Source organism: Streptomyces sp. BV286 (assembly GCF_019090165.1).
Taxonomy (GTDB): Bacteria; Actinomycetota; Actinomycetes; order Streptomycetales; family Streptomycetaceae; genus Streptomyces.
In genome coordinates this window covers 400,181-420,454 of the sequence record NZ_JAHRIB010000141.1, presented here as the reverse complement: position 1 = coordinate 420,454, position 20,274 = coordinate 400,181, and the positions used below count along the sequence as shown (strand labels likewise).

The 20,274-nt window shown below is 70.6% G+C and carries 17 protein-coding genes; 10 read left to right on the top strand and 7 right to left on the bottom strand.

Annotated elements, in window-relative coordinates; translation table 11 throughout:
- The first annotated feature begins 245 nt into the window (after nt 1-245).
- Entirely contained in the window at nt 246-1,247 is a 1,002-nt protein-coding gene (locus KUF83_RS21585; protein WP_217456497.1) for a glycoside hydrolase family 43 protein, read from the top strand.
- A 37-nt stretch (nt 1,248-1,284) separates the two neighbouring features.
- Here the strand turns inward: KUF83_RS21585 and map are convergent, their stop codons facing one another.
- Nucleotides 1,285-2,052: a type I methionyl aminopeptidase gene (gene map / locus KUF83_RS21580; protein WP_217456383.1), complete on the bottom strand. Its 768-nt coding sequence runs from the start codon at nt 2,050-2,052 to the stop codon at nt 1,285-1,287.
- A 62-nt stretch (nt 2,053-2,114) separates the two neighbouring features.
- Here map and KUF83_RS21575 point away from each other — a divergent pair, with 62 nt between their 5' ends.
- Complete coding sequence (locus KUF83_RS21575) at nt 2,115-2,390, top strand: helix-turn-helix domain-containing protein (RefSeq protein ID WP_217456382.1); 276 nt, start codon at nt 2,115-2,117, stop codon at nt 2,388-2,390.
- A 66-nt stretch (nt 2,391-2,456) separates the two neighbouring features.
- On the opposite strand, the gene KUF83_RS21570 is transcribed toward KUF83_RS21575, so the two are convergent.
- Nucleotides 2,457-4,037 carry a TIGR03086 family metal-binding protein gene (locus tag KUF83_RS21570; RefSeq protein ID WP_217456381.1) on the bottom strand — a complete coding sequence of 527 codons (1,581 nt, stop codon included), beginning with the start codon at nt 4,035-4,037 and terminating at the stop codon, nt 2,457-2,459.
- A gap of 568 nt (nt 4,038-4,605) precedes the next feature.
- Here KUF83_RS21570 and KUF83_RS21565 point away from each other — a divergent pair.
- The 3 genes from KUF83_RS21565 to KUF83_RS42625 all read left to right on the top strand — a co-directional run bounded on the left by KUF83_RS21565 (nt 4,606) and on the right by KUF83_RS42625 (nt 8,783).
- On the top strand, nt 4,606-5,394 hold the full coding sequence (locus KUF83_RS21565; protein WP_217456380.1) for a hypothetical protein: 789 nt from the start codon (nt 4,606-4,608) through the stop codon (nt 5,392-5,394).
- A 329-nt stretch (nt 5,395-5,723) separates the two neighbouring features.
- Nucleotides 5,724-8,519 carry a SpoIIE family protein phosphatase gene (locus tag KUF83_RS21560; RefSeq protein WP_308403082.1) on the top strand — a complete coding sequence of 932 codons (2,796 nt, stop codon included), beginning with the start codon at nt 5,724-5,726 and terminating at the stop codon, nt 8,517-8,519.
- A gap of 135 nt (nt 8,520-8,654) precedes the next feature.
- A complete protein-coding gene (locus tag KUF83_RS42625) occupies nt 8,655-8,783 on the top strand; it encodes a hypothetical protein (RefSeq protein ID WP_302828530.1) in 129 nt (42 codons plus the stop codon).
- An 87-nt stretch (nt 8,784-8,870) separates the two neighbouring features.
- On the opposite strand, the gene KUF83_RS21555 is transcribed toward KUF83_RS42625, so the two are convergent.
- Nucleotides 8,871-9,620 carry a hypothetical protein gene (locus KUF83_RS21555; protein ID WP_217456379.1) on the bottom strand — a complete coding sequence of 250 codons (750 nt, stop codon included), beginning with the start codon at nt 9,618-9,620 and terminating at the stop codon, nt 8,871-8,873.
- A gap of 507 nt (nt 9,621-10,127) precedes the next feature.
- Between KUF83_RS21555 and KUF83_RS21550 the strand changes: the two genes are divergently transcribed.
- Both KUF83_RS21550 and KUF83_RS21545 read left to right on the top strand, forming a co-directional pair.
- Nucleotides 10,128-10,556, top strand: coding sequence for a DUF485 domain-containing protein (locus tag KUF83_RS21550; RefSeq protein WP_217456378.1), 429 nt, complete (start codon nt 10,128-10,130; stop codon nt 10,554-10,556).
- Nucleotides 10,553-12,163 (top strand): cation acetate symporter, encoded by a 1,611-nt coding sequence (locus tag KUF83_RS21545; RefSeq protein WP_217456377.1) that lies wholly within the window; start codon nt 10,553-10,555, stop codon nt 12,161-12,163. The genes KUF83_RS21550 and KUF83_RS21545 overlap by 4 nt, the downstream gene beginning before the upstream one ends.
- Before the next feature lie 214 nt (nt 12,164-12,377).
- Here KUF83_RS21545 and KUF83_RS21540 read toward each other — a convergent pair whose 3' ends face one another.
- The 3 genes from KUF83_RS21540 to KUF83_RS21530 all read right to left on the bottom strand — a co-directional run bounded on the left by KUF83_RS21540 (nt 12,378) and on the right by KUF83_RS21530 (nt 15,114).
- Complete coding sequence (locus KUF83_RS21540) at nt 12,378-13,121, bottom strand: dienelactone hydrolase family protein (protein WP_217456376.1); 744 nt, start codon at nt 13,119-13,121, stop codon at nt 12,378-12,380.
- Nucleotides 13,122-13,311: 190 nt separating this feature from the next.
- A complete protein-coding gene (locus tag KUF83_RS21535) occupies nt 13,312-13,776 on the bottom strand; it encodes an MSMEG_6728 family protein (RefSeq protein WP_217456375.1) in 465 nt (154 codons plus the stop codon).
- A gap of 165 nt (nt 13,777-13,941) precedes the next feature.
- A complete protein-coding gene (locus tag KUF83_RS21530; RefSeq protein WP_217456374.1) occupies nt 13,942-15,114 on the bottom strand; it encodes an epoxide hydrolase family protein in 1,173 nt (390 codons plus the stop codon).
- Nucleotides 15,115-15,606: 492 nt separating this feature from the next.
- Between KUF83_RS21530 and KUF83_RS21525 the strand changes: the two genes are divergently transcribed.
- Nucleotides 15,607-17,268, top strand: coding sequence for a serine/threonine-protein kinase (locus KUF83_RS21525; protein WP_217456373.1), 1,662 nt, complete (start codon nt 15,607-15,609; stop codon nt 17,266-17,268).
- 66 nt (nt 17,269-17,334) lie between these two features.
- Here the strand turns inward: KUF83_RS21525 and bla are convergent, their stop codons facing one another.
- On the bottom strand, nt 17,335-18,288 hold the full coding sequence (gene bla / locus KUF83_RS21520) for a class A beta-lactamase (RefSeq protein ID WP_217456372.1): 954 nt from the start codon (nt 18,286-18,288) through the stop codon (nt 17,335-17,337).
- 137 nt (nt 18,289-18,425) lie between these two features.
- On the opposite strand from bla, the gene KUF83_RS21515 reads away from it, so the two are divergent.
- Entirely contained in the window at nt 18,426-19,316 is an 891-nt protein-coding gene (locus KUF83_RS21515) for a LysR family transcriptional regulator (protein ID WP_308403081.1), read from the top strand.
- Nucleotides 19,313-20,215, top strand: a complete 903-nt coding sequence (locus KUF83_RS21510) for a serine hydrolase (RefSeq protein ID WP_217456370.1) — start codon at nt 19,313-19,315, stop codon at nt 20,213-20,215. Before KUF83_RS21515 ends, KUF83_RS21510 begins: the two co-directional genes overlap by 4 nt.
- The last annotated feature ends 59 nt before the right edge of the window (nt 20,216-20,274 follow it).

Below are 20,274 nucleotides of genomic sequence, written 5' to 3'. Positions count from 1 at the left end.
GAGCACGTCAATAGACGCGTACGTGATCCTCGTTCACATCGCCGAACCAGTGACTCGTGCGCGCGACGCCCGTACCTGAGGCGTGAGGCACCCCTGCCGCCATGCACCGCCGCCGGATCGGGTGACTCGATACGGCCGCCCAGTATGACCGCCCGGTGCGACGACCCCGCCGCCGAGCGGCCCGACATGTCGATCATCGCTTCACCGCACCGACGTATTCTTTCGCCGTGACTGAGACCGACCTGATGCGGCTGCCCGACATGCCGTTGCACGATCCGTTCATCGTGGCCGACGACAAGAGCCGGACCTTCCACCTCTACACGTCGAACGACCCGGCTGTTTCGGGCGTGGACGGCGTCGGCACGATGGTCTACCGCAGCCAGAACCTCCGGGACTGGAGACGCCCGGTCGTGGTCTTCCTGACCTCGGAACAGGAGTCGCTGTGGGCGACCGAGGGCGGCTGGGCACCGGAGGTCCACGAGTGGGGCGGCAGGTACTACCTGTTCACCACGCTGCACAACGAGAACAGGCCCCTCGCGGTGCCACCACCCGGCCCATGGGGCACACCCTTCCAGCTCCCGAACCACATGCGGGGCACGATCACGGCCGTCTCCGACTCCCTGCTGGGCCCCTTCTCCGTCGTCGACCCGGCACGTCCCACCCCGCCCGAGAACCTCATGACCCTCGACGGCACGCTCTACGTCGACCCCTCCGGACAGCCGTGGATGGTGTACGCGCACGAGTGGCTGCAGACCGTCGACGGAACCGTCGAGGCGATCCGGCTGGCGCCCGACCTGTCCCGGACGATCGGAGATCCGCTCTTCCTGTTCAAGGGCTCGGACGCCTTCTGGCTCGGCGAGCAGATCCCCGCCGGCGTACCGCATCAGCTGGCGCCCTACGTCACCGACGGCCCACAGCTGTACCGCACCCCTGACGGTTCCCTGCTCATGCTGTGGTCGACGTACGAGAAGAACGTGGCCGGCGAGGACGGCACCGTCAGCGGCGGCTACGTGCAGACCTGGGCCGTCTCACAGTCGGGCGACATCGCCGGGCCGTGGCAGCAGCACCGTCCGCTGGTCCGCGACGACAGCGGTCACGGCATGCTGTTCCACACGTTCGACGGCCGGCTGATGATGATCCTCCACCGCCCCTTCGACAACGCGCGAGGGAAGCTCTACGAGATGCAGTTCGCCGGTTCCGAGCTGCGGGTGCTCCGCCGGCGCGACGACCTCGACGGCGGAGGCTGACACGGCCGCGACCGCCGGAGGGCGCACGGGTCGCAGGTCAGGGCAGGGTGAGGATGCGGGGGCCGTCCCGGGTGATGGCGATGGTGTGTTCGATGTGGGCGGCGCGGCTGCCGTCGATCGTGCGCAGGGTCCATCCGTCGTGGTCGGTGCCGTAGTCGTTGCGCCCTCCTGCCATGAGCATGGGCTCGATGGCGAGGGCGAGCCCGTGGCGCAGGGGGTAACCGCGGCCGGGTCGTCCGTGGTTGGGGACGTGGGGGTCTTCGTGCATCTGACGGCCGATGCCGTGACCACCGAAGTCGGACGGCATGCCGCAGCGGGCCTTGCGGGCGACCGTGCTGATGGCATGGGAGATGTCTCCGATGCGGTGGCCGACGGTGGCGGCGGCGATTCCGGCGTCCAAAGCCTCCTGAGTGGCTGCGATGAGTTCCAGGTCGGCGGGACGGGGAGTGCCGACGGTGAAGCTGATCGCGGCGTCGCCGGTCCAGCCGTCGAGTTCGGCCCCGCAGTCGATGCTGACCAGGTCGCCGTCGCGCAGACGGTAGTCGCCGGGGATGCCGTGCGAGACGGCGTCGTTCACGGAGGCGCAGATCACGGCGGGGAAGGGGGTGGGGGCGAAGGAGGGCTGGTAGCCCAGGAACGGAGAGCTCGCCCCGGCCTTCGTCAGGACGGTGCGGGCGGCTTCGTCCAGCTCACGCAGGCGGACCCCCACGGCCGCCGACCGGCGTGCGGCCGCAAGGGCCTCGGCCACGACGCGTCCCGCTTCACGCATCGCCTCCAGTGCCGTGTCGGTCTTGATCTCCACCATGTGTCGTGACTCCCTGCGATGCGATGGCGTCCAATACTTATACCGGTATTAGTATCACGGTCATGGTGAGAGTTCCGTTGAGCCCGCAAGAGCGGCGACGTGGTGAACGATTCGGGGCCCTGCTCCGCGAAGTCCGCGGTGACCGCAGCATGGTGGACGTGGCAGCGGCTGCCGGGGTGTCCGCCGAAACCCTCCGCAAGATCGAGACCGGCCGGGCCCCGACTCCGGCCTTCTTCACCGTGGCGGCCCTGGCCCACGCGCTGGACCTGTCCCTGGACGACCTGGCCGCGGCCTGCGCGGAGGACGCCGACGACAGCGGTCAGGCCTTGTCGGCGTGAACTTCAGGAGTCCTGCTGTCCGGCCCGCAGGAGCATGGCGGCCCTGACACGTCCCAGGCGTGTTCGTCAGCGGACGGTTCGCCCCAGGTAGGCGGCAAGACGATCGAGCGCACCGGCGCTGTCGGGTACCGGCTGCGCCGGGGCGAAGGAACCGGCGGCCGTGCGGGGCAGATCACCGTAGGCCTCCCGCACCACGGGCAGCGCCACCTCGGCGAGGTGCTGCGGAATGCCGGACGGATGCCCGACGGCCCGGGCGAGGTCCCAGCCGTGGACCAGCATCTCGATCACCAGCTGCTCCACGAGCCGACGCCCCGGAGCGGGTCCGTAGCGCTGTTCCAGCATGCCCGGTCGCGAGAACGCCGACCGGGCGGCTCGGGATGCGGTACGGAATGCCGCGAGGTGGTCGTCACCGAGGTGGTCCGCGGTGAAGTCGGAGCGAGGCCTGCCGTCGGCCAGGCCTGCCCAGAGCAGGTTCTCCCAGACAATGTGGTTGAGCAGGGTGCGTACGTCCCAGTCGGCGCAGGGAGTCGGCCGGTCGAACTGGTCCCGCCGCACCGCTGAGACGAGCATCTCGACTGCGTCCAGAGCTTCTTCGCAGGCGTGGAGCACGCCGAGCGGTTCCCACGCGTCGTCGTCGGCGTCGTACACCGCGTCGAGTTGAGCGGCGCGCGCACCCGGCTCGGGATTGGCCCGCAGAGCCGTCGTCAGCCATCGGCCGGCGGGGGCCATACTCGGCCGTACGGGCCAGCCGTTGATGATGCACAGCAGCTGCCAGTACCGCTCCATGCGCGTGTCGGAGGCGACTTCAAGCTGTCGCAGGAGCAGGGCCCTGGCCTGTGCGTCGTCGACAAGGGTCGCGCCCTGGGTGGCCTGGGTGGGGAGCCAGGTCGCGACGACGGCGGTGACGACGGGGTCGGCTGCCGGTGAGTCCGGGGCGATGCCCTGCCGCATCGCCGTCCCCACCCTGCGCAGCCAGTCGTCCGTCACCTGTTCCGCCGCCCGTGCCGCGCCGTCCCCGTGCTCGCCCGGATGGTGTTCGGCCGCGTAGTGGGCCATGCGACGCAGGCCCTCGCGCAGACCTGGGCTGCGGACGAGTTCGCCCAGTTCGAGCCAGGCGTCGACCTGCTCGTCGGTGGGGTCCGCAGGCAGGTCGGGGGTGGCTGCCAACAGGCCTCGTCGATAGGTGGGGACGTCCAGTTCCCCCAGGGTTTCGGTCACGAAGTCGTGGATGATGGTGCGGCGTTCGGCGGCGGACATGCGCGCCAGCTCGGTCATGACGGTGAGTCCCTCGGCAGTGGTGTCGCGGCGGGTGACGGAGCGCAGCACCGCCTGCTGCGACCGCAGCGCGCGGATCTGCGCCTCCAGCGCGTCGATGTGCGCAGCGGCCACCTCCGACAAGGTGTCCTCGCGTTCCAGTACGTCCCGGATGGCCGCCAGGCCCAGACCGAGCCCTCGCAGTGTCTGGGCCAACTGCAGACGGGCCAGGGCTTCCGTGCCGTACATCCGGTAGCCGGCAGGAGTCCGGCAGGCCGGGTGGATGACCCCGGTGTCGGACCAGTGCCGGATCAGTTTCACCGTCAGCCCGGTCTTCCGGGCGACGTCTCCGATACTCCAGAACGTTTCGTCACCGACGTGCATGGGTTCCATCCTCGGGTCTCCCACGAAGGGAGAGTCAAGGCCGAAAGGAGAGTCAAGGCGATCTTTCCGTTTCGCGGATGGCCCGGGTGGCGTCCCGTGCGGCCGGAGCGGGAAACGGCGGTCCGCGAAGCGCGCGGTTTCGTGAGCCGGCAGGAGGTGACGTGCAGCAGAACCACTACGGCCGCCTGGGAGCGGTGCTGTCCGCCGATCTGATCAATCTGCCGGAGATGGGCACGGCGAGCGTTCACACCCTGCTCGAAGCGCACGGGATCCGTCGGCCGGAGGTCGAGGACATCCAGGTGGAGGGCTTTCGGCACTGGCGGGATCAGCCGGCGCGAGTGTTCCGTCCCGAGACTCCGGCCGGCGCTGCTGCTCAGCGCGCTGTGGAAACACCGAAGCGGTGTCGCGGCATCGCGCCCGGCACGCACAGCCGAAGCCTTGACCCGGCCTGTCGCCCGTCCCTCGGGGCCGTGGGTCTCCCCTTCGCCGACGACTCCTGCCACGACTTCGAGCGCCGACCGTACTCTTCTCGCTACGCGGGCACGGCGATGCCGCCGAGGACTCAAGGAGGAGAGCCATGGGGGATGCCGAGTCGGTCCGGGACGCACTGGGCGACGCCTGGTGGGAAGGGATGCTCAGGCAGTCCGATGACCTGACCCGGGCGGCTGAAGCCCGCTGCCCAGGAGCGGTCGCGCGGCTGGACGCGCTGCTGCGGGCCTGGGCGATCGGGTTCGCCGCGGTGCGGGCGGACGTCCTTTCGCCGGACCTGGGGGAGTTCCGGCGAGGGCTGGGGCCGGACGAGGCAGCCGGGTTTCTGGCAGCGCTGGACGCCCGGGTGCTGCACACGGACTCCGCCGGGTTCGTCGTGCCGCAGGGCTTTCGACGGAAGGCCTCCGGTGGCCGGTACGCCCTCTTCAGCCGCAGCGGCCCCGGCGTCGCGCTCAACCTGGAGTATCTGATCCAGCTCGCCGCCGCGGCCGAGCTGATCTCGGTCCACCACATTGCCGGGACGGACATCTGCTTCGAGAAGGGGGAGTTCGACGCCGTGGTCGAGACCGATGGCGCTCCGGTGATCGCGATGGAGGCCAAGGCCAGGATCCATGGGCCGGACAGCCTGTTGGGCCTGTTGGCCTCGCTGCTTCGCCTGAGCCTGGACGAGCGTGAACCGGTGAAGCCGAACCACCGGCGCAAGTACACGGCGCTCAAGGACATGAGAGCCCAGGGCCCCGTCACTCTGCTGCTGGTTGCCGAGGGCGCACGCTGGGCCTTCGACACGACGACCACCGACGGCGGCCTGCACCTGGCTCCTCGGCACGCAGCCCACTCGGGCGAGCAGAACCCGGCCCCACTCGGGCTCATGCCCTGAGTGTCCGTCGAACCGATGTGATCGCTGTGCCTCGCCCGCCCTTCGCCTCCGATCCCCTTTTGGCAACTTCGCCGCCTTGTGTGATCAGTTCGCGGGAGCCTGCGGCCACCCTCCGTGACAGGGCCTACGTTGGTCAGTTGTGCACACCAGGGGCGAGGAATCCCGCCCGGGCAGGAGCACGGCCACGCGCCGGAGCAGTGAAGCCGAGACCGGCGTGCGGAAGCGTTGATCGGCAGGTGTGGTGGGCAGTGCTTGAGGCGACGGGCCATCGGGGCGGGGAGCCCCCGTGGCAGTTGGGTGTGCACGATCAACCGGCGCGGGACGCAAGGGTGACGCGACCGGGCGTGGCGACCGGTGCGAGCGGCCAGACGTTCGCCCGCGCCGCGGCGGCTTCCTGCGCGCTGCTCGCATGCTGCGGTCTGGCCGGATGGGCCTTCGGCATCGAGGTGCTGAAGAGCGTCGTCGCGGGGCAGACGTCGATGCAACCCAACACCGCTGTCGCGCTGCTGGCACTGTCCGCGTCGCTGCTGCTGACACTGCGTGGCCCCGGCACTCCGGTACTGGTCCGCCTCAGCCGCTCCGGCGCCGGACTGGCCCTCGCCATCGGTCTGTTGACGCTGGCCGAGTACCTCCTGGACACCGGACCGGGCATCGACCAGCTCCTCCTCCCCTCCGGCACGGACACGGCCGGCGAACCGCCGGGCCGGATGTCCCCCAACACCGCCCTGGCTCTGCTCCTGGCCGGTCTGGCCCAGCTGACACTCGACCGGGGACGTACCTGGGGCATCCGGCTGTCACAGGTGTGCGCGCTGGTCGTCCTCGTCCTCGGACTGCTGCGGGTGTACGGGTTCGTCTACCAGGTGCCGCAGTTGGGCCAGATCGCCGACTACACCCGGATGGCGCTGCACACCGCGCTCGCTCTCGTGCTGCTGGGGGTGGCGACGTTCCTGGCGCGGCCGGGCCGGGGACTGGCGGTGCTGCTGATGAATCCGGGTACGACCGGACTCCAGGGCCGATGGATGGCCGCCGCGGCCCTGGTCGTGCCTCCCGTTCTGGGCTGGCTCCGCCTGATGGGGCAGGACGCCGGTCTGTACGAGAACCGCATGGGCACGGCCCTGGTGGCCTGCGCCCACGCCGTGGTCCTCACCGTGGTCGGCTTCATCGCCCTGGCCGTGGGACGCCGCGCGGAGATCGCCCACGATCACGTGCAGGACCGCATCCGCGAGTACGCCTGGCTGCAACTGTTCATGGACCACACGCCGGCCGCCATCTTCATCAAGGACTGCGCCGGCCGCTACCTGGCCGTCAATGCCGGTTTCGAGCGGCTGACCGGCGCCGGGCGCGCGGACATCCTCGGACGACGTATCGAGGACGTACTTCCCAGGGCGAGCGCGGAGCCGCTGCGCAAGGCCGAGTTGGAGGTGCAGACCACCGGCCGCAGCCTTCAGCGCCAGGACACTCTCCGTCTCGACGACGGCCCGCACCACTTCCTCACCACTTTGTTCCCGCTGACCAGTACCTCCGGTGCGCCGTACGCGGTGTGCGGGATCTCCACCGACTCCACCGAGCGCATCCTCGCCCAGCAGCACAGCGAACAGGCCCAGCAGCGTTTCCGCGCCCTACTGGAGTGCGCTCCGGACGCGACGCTGATCAGCGACGGCCGGGGAACGGTGGTGATGGCCAACGCCCAGGCCGAAGTCCTTTTCCGCCACCCGCGCAGGGATCTGGTCGGATCGAACGTGCACGACCTGGCCCCCGCCCGTGTGCGCCGACGGCAGGCCGCACTGCTGCGCGCGTACCTGGCCGGTCCGCAGGCCCCGTCGATGGCCTCGGAGATGGACCTGGCCGCCTGCGACAGCCACGGACGCGAGTTTCCCGTGGAGGTGAGCCTCGGTCCGCTGGAGACGGAGGAAGGGCTGCTGGTCTCCCTCACCATCCGCGACATCAGTGACCGCAAGCGGGCCGAAGCCGAACGCGCCGCCCGCTACGAGCAACAGCACCACATCGCGTACACCCTGCAACGCAGCCTCATGGGCAGCCCGCCCGCGGTGAAGGAGCTGCCCAGCGCGCGACGCTATCTGGCCTCCGTACAGGGCGCCGGGGTGGGCGGTGACTGGTTCGACTTCATCTCCCTCGGCTCGGGCCGCACCGGCATCGTCATCGGGGACGTCATGGGCCGGGGCCTGGAAGCCGCCGCTGTCATGGGGCAACTGCGCGCCGCCGCCCATGCTCTGGCCCAGGCCGGCCTCCCTCCGGCGCGGCTCATGAGCGCCCTGGACGCCTTCGTGTGCGACCTTCCCGACCAGATGGTGACCTGTTGCTACCTGGTCATCGATCACAACACCGGGGAGATGACCGCTTGTTCGGCGGGCCATCCGCCGGTTCTGCTCGCCGCGCCGGGCCGGCCGGCTCACCCGCTGGATCTGCCGGTGGGCGTTCCGCTGGGTGTCGGCGGCTTCCCGCACCACCAGACCAGCCGGACCCTGCCGGCCGACGCGACCCTCGCGCTGTACACCGACGGGCTCGTCGAGCGCCCGCGCACCGACATCGAAGACCAGATCAGCCTGCTGACCGACGCCCTCGACACCGCCCTGCACACCCACGGGTCCTCCCCCGCCGTACTGGAGCCGGCCGCCGACGACCTCCTCACCGCTCTCCTGCCGGCCGACGACGGCCACGACGACGACGTGACGCTGCTGCTGATCCACGTGCCTCCCCCGGCCTGCGCCCGCACCGAGTTGGAGCCCCGTCCGCACGCGGTCCCGGCCGGGCGTCGTTTCCTCACCAGCACCCTCACCTCCTGGAAGCTGCCCGCCGATGTGATCGACACGGCCCGGCTGCTCACGTCCGAACTCCTGACCAACGCGCTCGTCCACGCACACGGCCCTCTCACCCTCGGGGTGAACCGCTCCGCGACCGAGCTCACGGTCGAGGTGACGGACCACAGCTCCACGCCGCCCCACCTACGGCAGGCCGGTACGACGGACGAATCCGGTCGCGGGCTCGCCCTCCTCACCGCCCTCGCCGGCCGTTGGGGCACCCGCCCGCACCCGCGCGGCAAAACCGTCTGGTACACGTTGCCGCTCACTGTTGACGCGGCGGGCGGCGGCTCACCGGCGCGGTGAACACCCAAGGGGCCCACCCTTCCCGCCGCGTGCCGAGCCACTCCACGGAAAACCGAGGGCTGCCGTGCTGCGGCCGGAGCATGCCGGTCCCGTATCGGGGCAATTGCGAAACACCCGACGAGTGAGGAGACCCAGATGCTGACGACCGACGCCGCATCGCTGGCCTACAAGGGCCTCGGCGCCATGCCCACATGGTTCGTGATCGCCGTCGTCGTACTCGCCGTCATCGGGATCGGCTTGGCGGCGAGTCGAGGGCGGCGCTGACGTGCCGGTGCCCGGCAGCGGCCGGCGGCACGCCTCCCTGACACACCGGTGTGGGCGCCGGCGCGCCGCCGGGCACAGCACCTGTCATCAGTAGCGCTCCCTGAACAACGCCCGGTCGCCCGGGAACTGGCCTGTCATGGCCGCCGCCGCGAGCCGGTCGGCGAAGCGTTCGTAGGCCGCGTACTCCTGGTCGGACAGGTCGACGCGACGCGTCCCCGTGTCGACGGGCTCGGGGCCCTCGGGGGCAAGGACCGAGGCCAGCGCTTCGACGTCCTCGTCAGGGGTGAGTGCCAGGACCGCCACGGTCCGGTCGACGGTGCCTCGGTAGTCGCCGGGGCTCGCCACGCTCTCGATGTCCGCCGAGCCGTCGGCACGGCGGGTCACCAGGATCGACGGACTGGCCTTCGCCCCCGCACGGATGGCGCGACGTACACGGGTGAGCGCCCGCAGGTCCGCCTCGTCGACCGTGACGGGGTGGAGCGGGACGAGGCGCCTGCCGTCCGGGGCGCGCAGGCCGCTGCGGCGGACGGGGTCCTGCGTGGCGTGCAGGATCCTGCGGCTGCGCAGTACCGGCGGGAGGGCCCGGTGGATGTTGCTCCAGGCGTCCAGCGAGGCGGGCGCGTCGAGACGGGTGAGGTTTTCGAGCCCGGCCGGCCAGGGAGGCGCGATGTGCTCGCCGACGCCACGCTCCCTGGCGGACCAGGCCGCGTAATAGGGCGCGAGCAGAAGATCGTGGGTCATGTAGAAGTCGTGGAGCCACTCGGGGTCCTGCGGGACGAGACGAACGGTCGTGGTCCCGCTTCCGGGCAGGGCGGAGCTACGGCGTGCGGGAGCCATGGGGGCCTTTCGACGAGTGCCGGTGGGCGATGCGCGCGGTGTGCGGCTCGCCGCAGGGGCGATCGATGACTTCGCCTTCCCTTTGGCGGTCGGCGACACCGTCACGATATCGTCAGATCGACGATATGCCTAGGTGTGGGAGAACCCCATGACGGAAGGGCTGTTGGCGGGGCCCTCACCCCGGCCGCGACGGCTGCGGACGGGGACAAGAAGCGCCAGCCGCCGGGACCAGCGACCCAGCACCACCCCCAACGGGCCGAAAGCCCTTCCTCCGGAAGCACCGAAGGCCTCCCGCGAGGCTTCGCTCGCCCCTTCACCCCCACGCGTCACCGGTTCGCGGGCCCGAACTCCAAGGTCGGCGCCACTGACACGCGCAAACGAGCCAGATCGCGCAAAAGCCCTCGCTCCCCAGATCCGCCGAATAGCGTGCGAGCACTCGAACAGTTCTTCCCAACCTCCCTGCGGTCCGTGCACGTACCGGACCCCTGCCGCGCTAGGAGAACCGGGATGTCCGACAACCCCTCGGATGCGTACACAGTCCAGCCGTACCGCGCCAGGCACCCCACCGCCCGACCCGCCTGGGCCACCGCCGAAGATCACTTACCCGGGCGCGGAGCGCTCCCCTCACCTCCAGGACACCACAGGGACCTGCGCATCCTGCGCCGCGCCTACCGCCGCCAACGCCGGATCGCCACCTGCGCGGCCCTCGGCTACTTCACCCTCTTCCTGGTCCTCTCCGCTCTCGCCCCGTCCTTCATGACGAAGCCCGTCACCGGCGGCCTGTCCACCGGCATGGTGCTCGGCCTGGTCCAACTCCCCGTCACCTGGTTGGCGATAACGCTCTTCGAGTACACGGCAAGCCGGTACGTCGATCCACTCGCCCGCCGGATGCGACAGCGCACGGCCCTGCTCGCCGAGAGGGAGCCGGGCCGATGACGGACTTCAGCGGCACCGCGCAGTCGTGGTCCCTGGTCGCCTTCTGCACCGTCGTCACCGTGACCCTGCTGCTCTGCGTCATCGCAGGCCCGGACCGTGACGATCTCGACGAGTTCTACACCGGGTACCGCTCGCTGTCCCCGATGCGCAACGGCCTCGCCATCGCGGGCGACTACATCTCCGCAGCCACCGTCCTGACCATCGGAGGTGTCATCGCGCTGTGCGGCTACGACGGCGTCGTCCTCGCCCTCAGCACCCTTCTGTCCCTGCTGCTCCTGATGTTCCTGTTGGCCGAACCCCTGCGGAACACCGGCCGTTTCACCCCGGGCGACGCACTCGCCCACCGCATGCCCGGACGGTCCGTGCGCGTGACCATCTGCGTCGTGACCATCGCCTCTCTGATGCCGATGATGCTGGTCCAACTGGCCAGCACCGGACAGTTGCTCGCCTTCGTCCTCGGCTTCACCAGCACCACCATGAAGACCGGATGCGTCGTCGGAGTCGGCGGCCTGATGATCACCTACGCGGCGATCGGCGGGATGAAGGGCACCGCTCTCATCCAGATCCTGAAGATGGTCATGCTCCTCGGTTCGGGGGCCGTGGTCGCCTTCCTGATGCTCCGCGCCTTCGCGTGGGACCCCGGAGCGATGTTCCGCACGGCCGCCGACCGCAGCGGGGTGGGCTCGGCGTTCCTGCGCTCCGGCCTGCAGTTCGCCGGAGGCCCGCACGCCGCTCTGGACATGATCAGCACACAGTTCGCCATCGTGCTCGGCGGCGCCTGCCTGCCCCACGTCACCATGCGCATGTTCACGGCGGACAGCGCTCGTCAGGTACGCCGCTCGATGTCCTGGGCGGTGTCGTCGGTCGCGCTGTTCATGCTGGTCATGACCATCGTGGCGATCGGTGCGACCGCGCTCATCGGACGGGCCGGGATCGCCGCCGCCGACCCGCGGGGCAACACGGCCTACCTCCTCGGCTCACGGGCGGTCTTCGGCACACACGTCTCCCGGGCCGAGACCTTCCTGTTCACCACGGTCACCGCGGCGATCTTCCTCACCCTGCTCGCCTCGGTCGCCAGCATGATCCTGGCCTGTGCCAACTCCCTGGCCCACGACGTCTACGCGAGCCGTTCCACCCGCCGTTCACCGGTACGGGAGATGACCGTCGCCCGCGTCTCCGCGCTGGCCGTCGGCATCCCGACGATCCTGCTCGCCGGTCTCATCCAGCACCGCAGCCTCCAGCCACTGGCGACGGTGTCCTTCTGCCTGGCCGCCTCGGCCATCGCCCCGGCACTGATCTACAGCCTCTTCTGGCGCCGCTACACCCGCGCCGGTCTGCTCAGCACGCTCATCGGCGGCTCGCTCACGGTCCTGCTGCTGATGCCGGGCACCCGGCTGGTGTCGGGGACACCCATGGCGGCCTTTCCCCAAGCCGACTTCAACTGGCTGCCGTTCACCACGACCGGCCTGCTGTCCATCCCGGCCGGCTTCGCGTTCGGCCTGCTCGGCACGCTGCTCTCGGGACGCCGTGAGGCGCGGCGGCGCCAGAAGGACTACGAGCGGATCGAGGCCAGAATCCTTGCGGGCCCGGAGCCCAGGGCGAGATGACGAGCACCGGGGATCCCGTCGACGTTCCGACGCGAGTGGGCAGAGGGTCCGAAGGCAACCGCGTGGCATGAGCTACCGGTCGCCGACCGGGGTGTACCGATCCGCTGGGGCGGCCCCGGCCTCGTCCGCGCCGGCACGGGCGACGCACGGGCCCGACCATCCGGCCGAACGCGCCGACCGGAACGACCCCGGCCGGCGCATCGCGAGCCGCGGGTCAGCGGCCCTGTCCGAGGTGCCGGGCGAAGAACCGCAGCGCGCTGTCGGTTTCGGACGCGGGGATCTCCCCGTGGTCCCCGGGGTTGGCGTGCAGCGTCTTGTCGGGCGAGCCCAGAGCGTCGAACAGGGCCAGGGCGCCCTCCCTGGGCACCCGCGTGTCGTCCCACTGCAGCAGAAACCGCACGGGCACGGTGACCCGGGCGGCCGTCTCGGCGAGGCCGTGCACGCCGAGCAGGCCCAACACCGCGGCGCGCACCCGGGGTTCGGCGGCGAGGAGCGGCACACCGAGCCCGCAGCCCATCGACACACCCCAGTAGCCGACCGGGCTGTCGCCCACGTGGTCGAGCTCCTGGAGCGCGGTCAGGACGGCTTGCCAGTCGGCGACGGTCTGTCCGGCCAGCAGTTCGTGCATGGCCGCGACCAGTTCGGCCGGGTTCTCTCCGGCAGACATACGGGCTCGCATGTCGCCCGCGAACCTCAGGAACTCTTCGTCCTTCGGCCGGTCGCCGTGGTAGGGAGCGTCGATCGCGGCGACGGCGAAGCCCTCGGCCGCGAAGCGGTGCGCGCCGGCCAGTACGCCGGGGGCTCTTTTGTGCTGGCCGCCGCCGTGTCCCATCAGGATCAGCGGGCGGGGGCCGACGGCGGCGTCCTGCGTGAACAGCACGCCGGGGATGTCGCCGAGAGTGAAGGACTGGTCGGTGACGCCGTCGGTCGACGTCTGGGAGGTCAAGCTGAAGCGCATGGCGTTGCACTGCCTTTCGGGGGCCTTGTGCGGGCGCTCCCTAGACCATGCGGCGGAGGGAGTCCCGACCTGTCGTCACAGCGTTGATCGGTCTCACCTCCTCAAGTCGTCGTCGTGCACGGCGCGGCCGAACGTATCACGGACCTGGCGCCCGGCCGCGTCCACGGGACCTGACGCGGCACCAGCCGGGTCAGCCCCGGTCGGAGACCGGCCAGACGTAGGGCAGGTCGTCCGGAACGCCCGGGAAGGACGGGGCGTAGACCTCCGGCGCCTTGCGCACCAGCGCCGACTGATGACTGCGGTGGAAGGCGGGGTCTCCGAGCCAGGGCGGCAGCTCACCGTCGTCGGCCAGATCTTCCTGGACACGAACGGCGGCGCCGGGCCGGTACCGGGTGAAGTCGGTGACGATCGTGCTGGCACAGGTGTCGGCGCGCCCCTCGGCGACCCACATGGCGCACACGTCCAGGCCGTAGCGGACCAGGGCCTCCTCGTAGCCGGTCCACATGCGTACCGCGGGATGGTGCCGCCAGCCGTAGCCGGGCACGGTCAGGCCGCGCAACACCTGGAGGGCCTCGACCCGCTGCTTGCCCAGGCGCGCCTGGTCCAGGACCTCGGCGGACTGCGTGAAGTCGGGATACGGAAGAAAGGTCTGCACACAGCATGCCTACCGCGGGCAGCCCGTTCTCATACGGGCGGTCCGGGTGCACCCGTCCGCGACGTCACCGCGTACGAACACATCACGCCGACAGAGCGACGGAGTCAGTCAGTCGCGGGGCGTCCGGCTGCGACTTCGGCGTCCACAGTGCATGCAGGGTGGAGGTCACGTCGCCGCCGCCCGGTAAGGGCGGAAGAACGCGCGCAGTTCCTCCGCGTAGAGCTCGGGCTCCTCGAACGGTGCGAAGTGCCCTCCACGCGCCGGTTCGCTCATGTGTACGACATTGGCCGTGCGTTCCAGCCACGCCCGTGGCGGGCGGACCACGTCACCGCGGAAGATCGAGAACCCGGACGGCACCTCGACCCGGCGGGTGAGCTGCTCGGGCGCGATCGCGGCGTTCGCGCGATACATGCGCATCGCCGAGCCGATCGTCTCCGTGAGCCAGTAGAGGGTGACGTTCGTGAGGATCTCGTCCTTCGTGAAGCTCTGCTCGATGTCCTTGCCGCAGTCGCTCCACGCATGCAGCTTCTCGACGATCCACGCGGCCAGTCCGGCCGGCGAGTCGGTGAGACCGACGGCGGCGGTCTGGGGTTTCGTGCGGTGCATGGCACCGTAGGCCCCTTCGCTCGTACCCCAGGCAGCGACCTCCTCGAACCAGGCGCGCTCCTCGGGCGTGAGGTCGGCCGGGTCGCCGGAGAAGACGGGCAGGCCCCCGTCGGTGCGGTGGACGGCCACGACCCGGTCGGGGTGGTCGAGCGCGAGGTAGCGGCTCACGTGACTGCCCATGTCGCCGCCGGCCGCGCCGAACCGCGCGTAGCCCAGTACGTCCATGAGCTCGGCCCACAGTCCGGCGACGGCGATGGAGTCGAGCGGCCGACCGGTGGGGCGGTCGGAGTATCCGTAGCCCGGCATGTCGGGAACGACCACGTCGAACGCGTCGGCGGGATCGGCGCCGTGCGCGCCCGGGTCGGTCAGAAGCGGGATCACCTTGGAATAGCGCCAGAACGAGTCCGGCCAGCCGTGACTGAGGACCAGCGGCAGGACCGGGCCCGCGGGCGCGACGGCCCGGGCGTGCACGAAGTGGATTCCCAGACCGCCCAACGTGACGCGGAAGCGGGGCAGTTGGGCCAGCGCCGCCTCCTGCGCCGGCCAGTCGAACCCGTCCGCCCAGTAGGCGACGAGCTCACGAAGGTAGGCGATGTCGGTCCCGAGCGACCACCCGGCGTCCTCCGGCGTATCCGGCCAGCGGGTCGCACGCAGCCGCGCGCGGAGGTCCTCGAGCACCGCGGCGTCGGTCTGCACGGTGAACGGTTCCGGACGGGACAACTCTTCGGACATGCCCCGCATGCTAACGCGGTGGAGACAGCCGTCGGATGAGGACCCGCGCGCCAGAAGCCCGGGCTCCCGGCAGACGCGTACGCCATTGACACGGCATACGAAGGCTTTCATTTACCGGGCCGACACCGGCAGTCCACTCTCCGCCGCCATGACACAACTCGCTTGAGAACTCCTCCTCTTCACCCGAACGGCGCCGGGCGAATTCCGGAGAGGGAAGACTGAGGCATTCGTCTTCGCGGCCCAAGCCCTCGGCCGCGGGTCAGCACAGCTTGCCCGGACGTCATCACGTTCGTGTGCCCCTTGTTTCACGGACTAATCCGAGGGCTGCGCTTTTGCGGTCGGCCCCGAACCAAGCGTCGTTCGGTGGAATCGCGTCTCGGAGCATCGATCTCGCGACGCCGGAAATCGCGGGCTGGATTGATTGAACACCGACCCGCTTCGCGTTCGTACTCATGGTGAAGGTGCAACCCCGTGCGCAAATGAAGGATCAGCATGTCAGAAGCGCAGACCTCTACGACCGAGATGATCGCGGGGAGGTATCGACCGCTCCAGATCCTGCACCGGGAGGAGTTCCGGGTCGGCTGGCACGGCCAGGACATGGCGTCCGGTCGGCCGGTGTACATCGCGGAGGCACGACTGCCCGCCGTTCTCCGCGAGGAGACCTCGCGGCAGACCACGGCCCGGGTGCTGCGGGAGACCGACGCCGTGCAGGCCGCCGCCCCCGGGCGGGTGGCCACCGTTCTTGACGTGACCGAACAGGACGGCCGGCTGTGGACGGTCATGGAACCCATCGAGGGTTCGTCCCTGAGTGAACTCATCAGCGGACGCGGCCCGTTCGATCAGCCCCGGGCGGCCCGCGTCGGCCTGGAGATCCTCGACGTGCTCGCGGCCGCGCATCGCTCGGGCGTCACACACGGCGACCTCGGCCCCGACCAGGTCTTCGTCACGACGGACGGCGGGGTGGTGGTCACCGGGTTCGGACTGAGCGGAGCGACCCGGTCCCTCAGGGCGACCGCACCCTCGTACGCGTCTCCGGAGCAGACCCGCGGCGAGGCGGTCGAACCCTCGACGGACCTGTGGGCTCTGGGAACGCTGCTCCACACCATGGTCGAGGGGCGTCCTCCCTCCACACGCCCCGGGCACGTCGAAGGCTTTCAGGTCTCCGTGAACGGCGACTCGGGAAGGGCAGCTCGAAGAGAGCAGGAGGCAGCCGCGGAAGGTGGCGTGCCCGCCGGCCGTCTGCGGCAGACCATTCACGGACTGCTCCGCGAGAACCCGCAGGAACGGCTCACCGAACCGGTCCTGCGCAAGGCGCTGACACGCATGGTCAGTGAGGACACGGCCGTACCGCCGTACGCGTTCAGGCTGCGGGGAGCGTACGGGGCCTCGCCGGGGCCGGAACGGCCGCGGAGGAGCAGACGGCCCGTCATTCTCGTCATCGCCGGGTCCGCGTTGGCCGTCGTGGCCGTCCCGGTCATCCTCGCCATGAACAGCGGGCCGACTTCGGACGCGTCCGATGCCGGCGGCGCCCCGCCCGTCGCGTCCGGCTCCCCCGCCGTGCCTCCTCCCGCAGTCCCGACGCCCGTTCGCCCCTCGGCGACCCCGACCGGGGGTGCCCCGTCCGCGTCAGCGGACCCGGCCGCGCCCCCGCCCCCCTCCCCCAGCGACCCGCCCGGGGAGGAGGCACCGCCCGCCACCGAGCGCTATGACGCGCCGGAAGGGTTCTCGATCGAGCTGCCCTCGGGGTGGGAGCGTGTGCGGGACACAGGGCGGCCGGGCAATGCCTTCAGCGTCACGTTCGGCGCCTCGGGCGATCCACGTGCGCTGAGAGTCACCTTCGGCAGGGTCCCCTCGTCCGACCCCGTCGCCGTCTGGCGCAGCGCCGAACCCGCACTGCGGCGCCTCAACCCCGGCTTCGACCGCATCGGCGACATCGAGCCCGTGGAGCACTCCGGTGCGCGGGCGGCCGATCTGGAGTGGTTCGCCGACGAGGGCACGGATCGCACGCGCACGCTCGCCCGTGCACTCATCGTCGACACCGAGCTCGGCTACTCGATCAGGTGGACGACTCCCGCCGACGAGTGGAACACCCCCGCCAACCAGCAGGCTCTCGACACCTTCCTGACGTCCTTCCGCGTCACCTCGGCCGGGTGAAGGCCGCGGCGGCGAGGGTCCCGGTGCGGGCGGACGGCCCTGCGGGCGTGGCCGCCCCGCGTCTGGCTAGGACAGCGTTTCGGCGACCACGGACGCCGCTTCCGCGAGCAGTTTGTTGTCGTGGACGTCCTGCGCCTTGCCGCGGTTCGTCAGGATCGCCATGACGATGGGAGCGGAGTCGGGAGGCCACACGACGGCGATGTCGTTACGGGCACCGTAGCCACTGCCGCTGCCGGTCTTGTCCCCGACCACCCAGCCCGCGGGCACCCCGGCCCGGATGACCTCGTTCCCGGTGGTGTTGGTCTTCAGCCACGTCGTGAGCTGAGCTCGTTCGCGCTTGCGGAGCACGTCCCCGAGTACGTAGGCGCGCAGGTCCTTGGCGAGCGCCCGCGGGGTGCTCGTGTCCCGCGTCTCGCCCGGCACCCAGTCGCTCAGGTGGGGTTCGATTCGGTCCATCTGCGTGACCTTGTCGCCCAGCTTCCTGAGTTCCGACTGGAGACGCCCGGGACCGCCGAGTGCCTCGAACAGCAGGTTGGCGGCGGTGTTGTCGCTGTAGCGGACGGCGGCGTCGCACAGCTCACTCAGGGTCATCCCGGTCGAGACGTGCTTCTCGGTGACGGGTGAGTTGGCGACCAGGTCGTCGCTGGAGTACCTGATCACCTTGTCCATGCCGCTCAGGGAGTACTTCCGCAGCACGGCGCCGGCTTCGAGCGCCTTGAACGTGGAGTGGTAGCCGAACCGCTCGCCGTCCCGGTAGGCGACCTCGCGCCCGGTGCCGGTGTCAATGGCGTACACGCCGAGCCTGGCGTCGAACTTGCGCTCCAGTTCCTTGAGTTCGCCTGTGTACGGGGCGGTCGCCGCGGCGACCGGGACCGTGTTCACGGCGGACCGGGACGGCGACGAGGCGGCCGGGTCCCGGGAACCGTCCTGGCCGCAGGCTACGAGCGGGACGACGAGTGCGAGCGCGGCGAGCGCACCGCGAAGGGTGCGGCGGGCATGGGTGTGCTGCGTGGTCTGCATGGTCCAGCCTCCTGGGTGGTCATGAGTTCGGGATCACCATCACCGGCGGGCGGCCATGCGGTCCAATACGCGAACGATCCGTTCCATGCCGATCCCGCATGGGAAACGGGTGGTGGATCTCGCATAGGGTTCCGACTGTGGATCTGGTGGCAGCGTGCCGTGCGTTCGTCAGCGTGAGTGAGCACGGCGGTTTCACCGTCGGGGCGGCCGCCGCGCGGATGTCCCAGTCGGTGGCCAGCCGTCGCGTCGCCGCCCTGGAAGAACGCTTCGGCGAGCCCCTGTTCGAGCGCACCTCGCGACGGGCCGTACTCACCGCCTTCGGCCGGGACATGCTGCCGACGGCCAGGCAACTCGTGCAGGCTGCCGACGTGTTGCTGCACGAGGCGGAGGCCGCCAAGCTCAAGCCGTGGCGGCTGGCGGTGCCCGGCATCTGCTCCACGGCCGGCCTCGCCCGCCTCGTCGCGGAGGCACGCGGCCACGGCATCACCCTCGATCTGCGCGTCGCCGGACCGGCCCAGCGCACGGAGCTCCTCCACGCCCAGCAGGTGCGAGCCGCCCTGCTCGCGGTGCCGTCGGACGACGCGAGATGGTCCGTGCCGCTCGGGCTCGCCGCTGCCCGGGACCCCGGCGTGAAGCGCGTCTATCTGGAGACACTGCGGGTCGGACGAGCGACCACCGGCACCGCCCGCCGCGTCTGGATCCAGCCGGAGGACGACGTGCCGCACATCCGCGACCCGCTGACGCGGCTGCGTGACGCGGTCGGCCTGCGGCCCGCCCAGCTCGTCGCCGCGCCCGGTCTGACGGCTGCCGCGGCGGAAGTCCTGTGCTCCCGCGACCTGTTGCTGTGCTCCCCCGCCCAGGCCGAGGAACTGGACCTCGCCTGGCGGCCCATCGGCGAGATCGCGATCGGCCGGGGCTTCGCCCTCGCCTCCGCCGGAGACGGCAACCCACAGCTCATCGAAGCGCGCCTGGGCGATGCCGTCGCCCGCTGCCTGGGTGCGGCAACCCCGGAAAGGGCCAGGACTTGAGCACCGAAGCCTTACTGCACGAACTGCGCGGGCAACTGCGCGACGGTGGCCTGCACGGCTGTCTGCTCGTGCGGGACCTGCACACGGGAGAGGAGCTGGGGATCGAGCCGGACACCCGGCTGCCGTCCGCTTCCTTGGTCAAGGTCCCGCTGGCGGTGGCGACCCTCGAACGCGTGCGGCGGGGCGAACTCGACGGAGCGACGCCCCTCGACGTGGCACCCGGGCGGATCACCACGGCGGGCCCCATCGGACTGAGCCGGTTCCGTCACCCGGCCCGGATCGCGGTCGACGACCTGCTCTACCTGAGCACCTGCCTGAGTGACAGCCACGCGGCCGACGCGCTGTTCGGGCTCACCCCGCCCGCCCGGGTCGCCGAGATCCTCCAGGACCTCGGCCTGCGCGACATCGCCGTCCGGCACACGATGTACGAACTCATGGACACGCCCGTCGAGCGCTTCGACCCGGCGGACGTCGATCTCGCCCACGCCCTCGCCATCGACGCCGGCACCAGCGGCCGCGGGCACCGGGTGCCGCAACTGGACACCACCCGCGCCAACACGGGCAGCGCGCGGGCCTGGGTCGAACTGCTCCAGGCCCTGTGGACACCGTCGAAGATCCACCCCGAGGTGGCCGCGCACGTGCGCGACCTGATGTCCCACAACGTGCTCCGGCACCGGCTCGCCCCCGACTTCAGCTCCGACGCCACCACCTGGTCCTCCAAGACCGGCACGCTCCTGAATCTCCGTCACGAGATCGGTGTCGTCGAGCACTCCGACGGTCAGGCCTTCGCCATCGCCGCCCTGACGGAATCACTTGTTCCGGCCAGTTCCCAGCCCGGTGCCGAAGCCCTTCTGGCGCAGGTCGCCCGCACACTGCGAGACCATCTGCGGCAGCTCTAGCAGCGACCCTCGGCCGTGGCACGCCGTCGGCCCGTGATCTCGGTGGGGGTACGGTCTCT

Coding starts and splice junctions, on each gene's coding strand:
- KUF83_RS21585 (WP_217456497.1), top strand. CDS start 246: ATGCGGCTGCCCGACATGCCGTTGCACGATCCGTTCATCGTGGCCGAC.
- map (WP_217456383.1), bottom strand. CDS start 2,052: ATGGTGGAGATCAAGACCGACACGGCACTGGAGGCGATGCGTGAAGCG.
- KUF83_RS21575 (WP_217456382.1), top strand. CDS start 2,115: ATGGTGAGAGTTCCGTTGAGCCCGCAAGAGCGGCGACGTGGTGAACGA.
- KUF83_RS21570 (WP_217456381.1), bottom strand. CDS start 4,037: ATGGAACCCATGCACGTCGGTGACGAAACGTTCTGGAGTATCGGAGAC.
- KUF83_RS21565 (WP_217456380.1), top strand. CDS start 4,606: ATGGGGGATGCCGAGTCGGTCCGGGACGCACTGGGCGACGCCTGGTGG.
- KUF83_RS42625 (WP_302828530.1), top strand. CDS start 8,655: ATGCTGACGACCGACGCCGCATCGCTGGCCTACAAGGGCCTCGGCGCC.
- KUF83_RS21555 (WP_217456379.1), bottom strand. CDS start 9,620: ATGGCTCCCGCACGCCGTAGCTCCGCCCTGCCCGGAAGCGGGACCACG.
- KUF83_RS21550 (WP_217456378.1), top strand. CDS start 10,128: ATGTCCGACAACCCCTCGGATGCGTACACAGTCCAGCCGTACCGCGCC.
- KUF83_RS21545 (WP_217456377.1), top strand. CDS start 10,553: ATGACGGACTTCAGCGGCACCGCGCAGTCGTGGTCCCTGGTCGCCTTC.
- KUF83_RS21540 (WP_217456376.1), bottom strand. CDS start 13,121: ATGCGCTTCAGCTTGACCTCCCAGACGTCGACCGACGGCGTCACCGAC.
- KUF83_RS21530 (WP_217456374.1), bottom strand. CDS start 15,114: ATGTCCGAAGAGTTGTCCCGTCCGGAACCGTTCACCGTGCAGACCGAC.
- KUF83_RS21525 (WP_217456373.1), top strand. CDS start 15,607: ATGTCAGAAGCGCAGACCTCTACGACCGAGATGATCGCGGGGAGGTAT.
- bla (WP_217456372.1), bottom strand. CDS start 18,288: ATGCAGACCACGCAGCACACCCATGCCCGCCGCACCCTTCGCGGTGCG.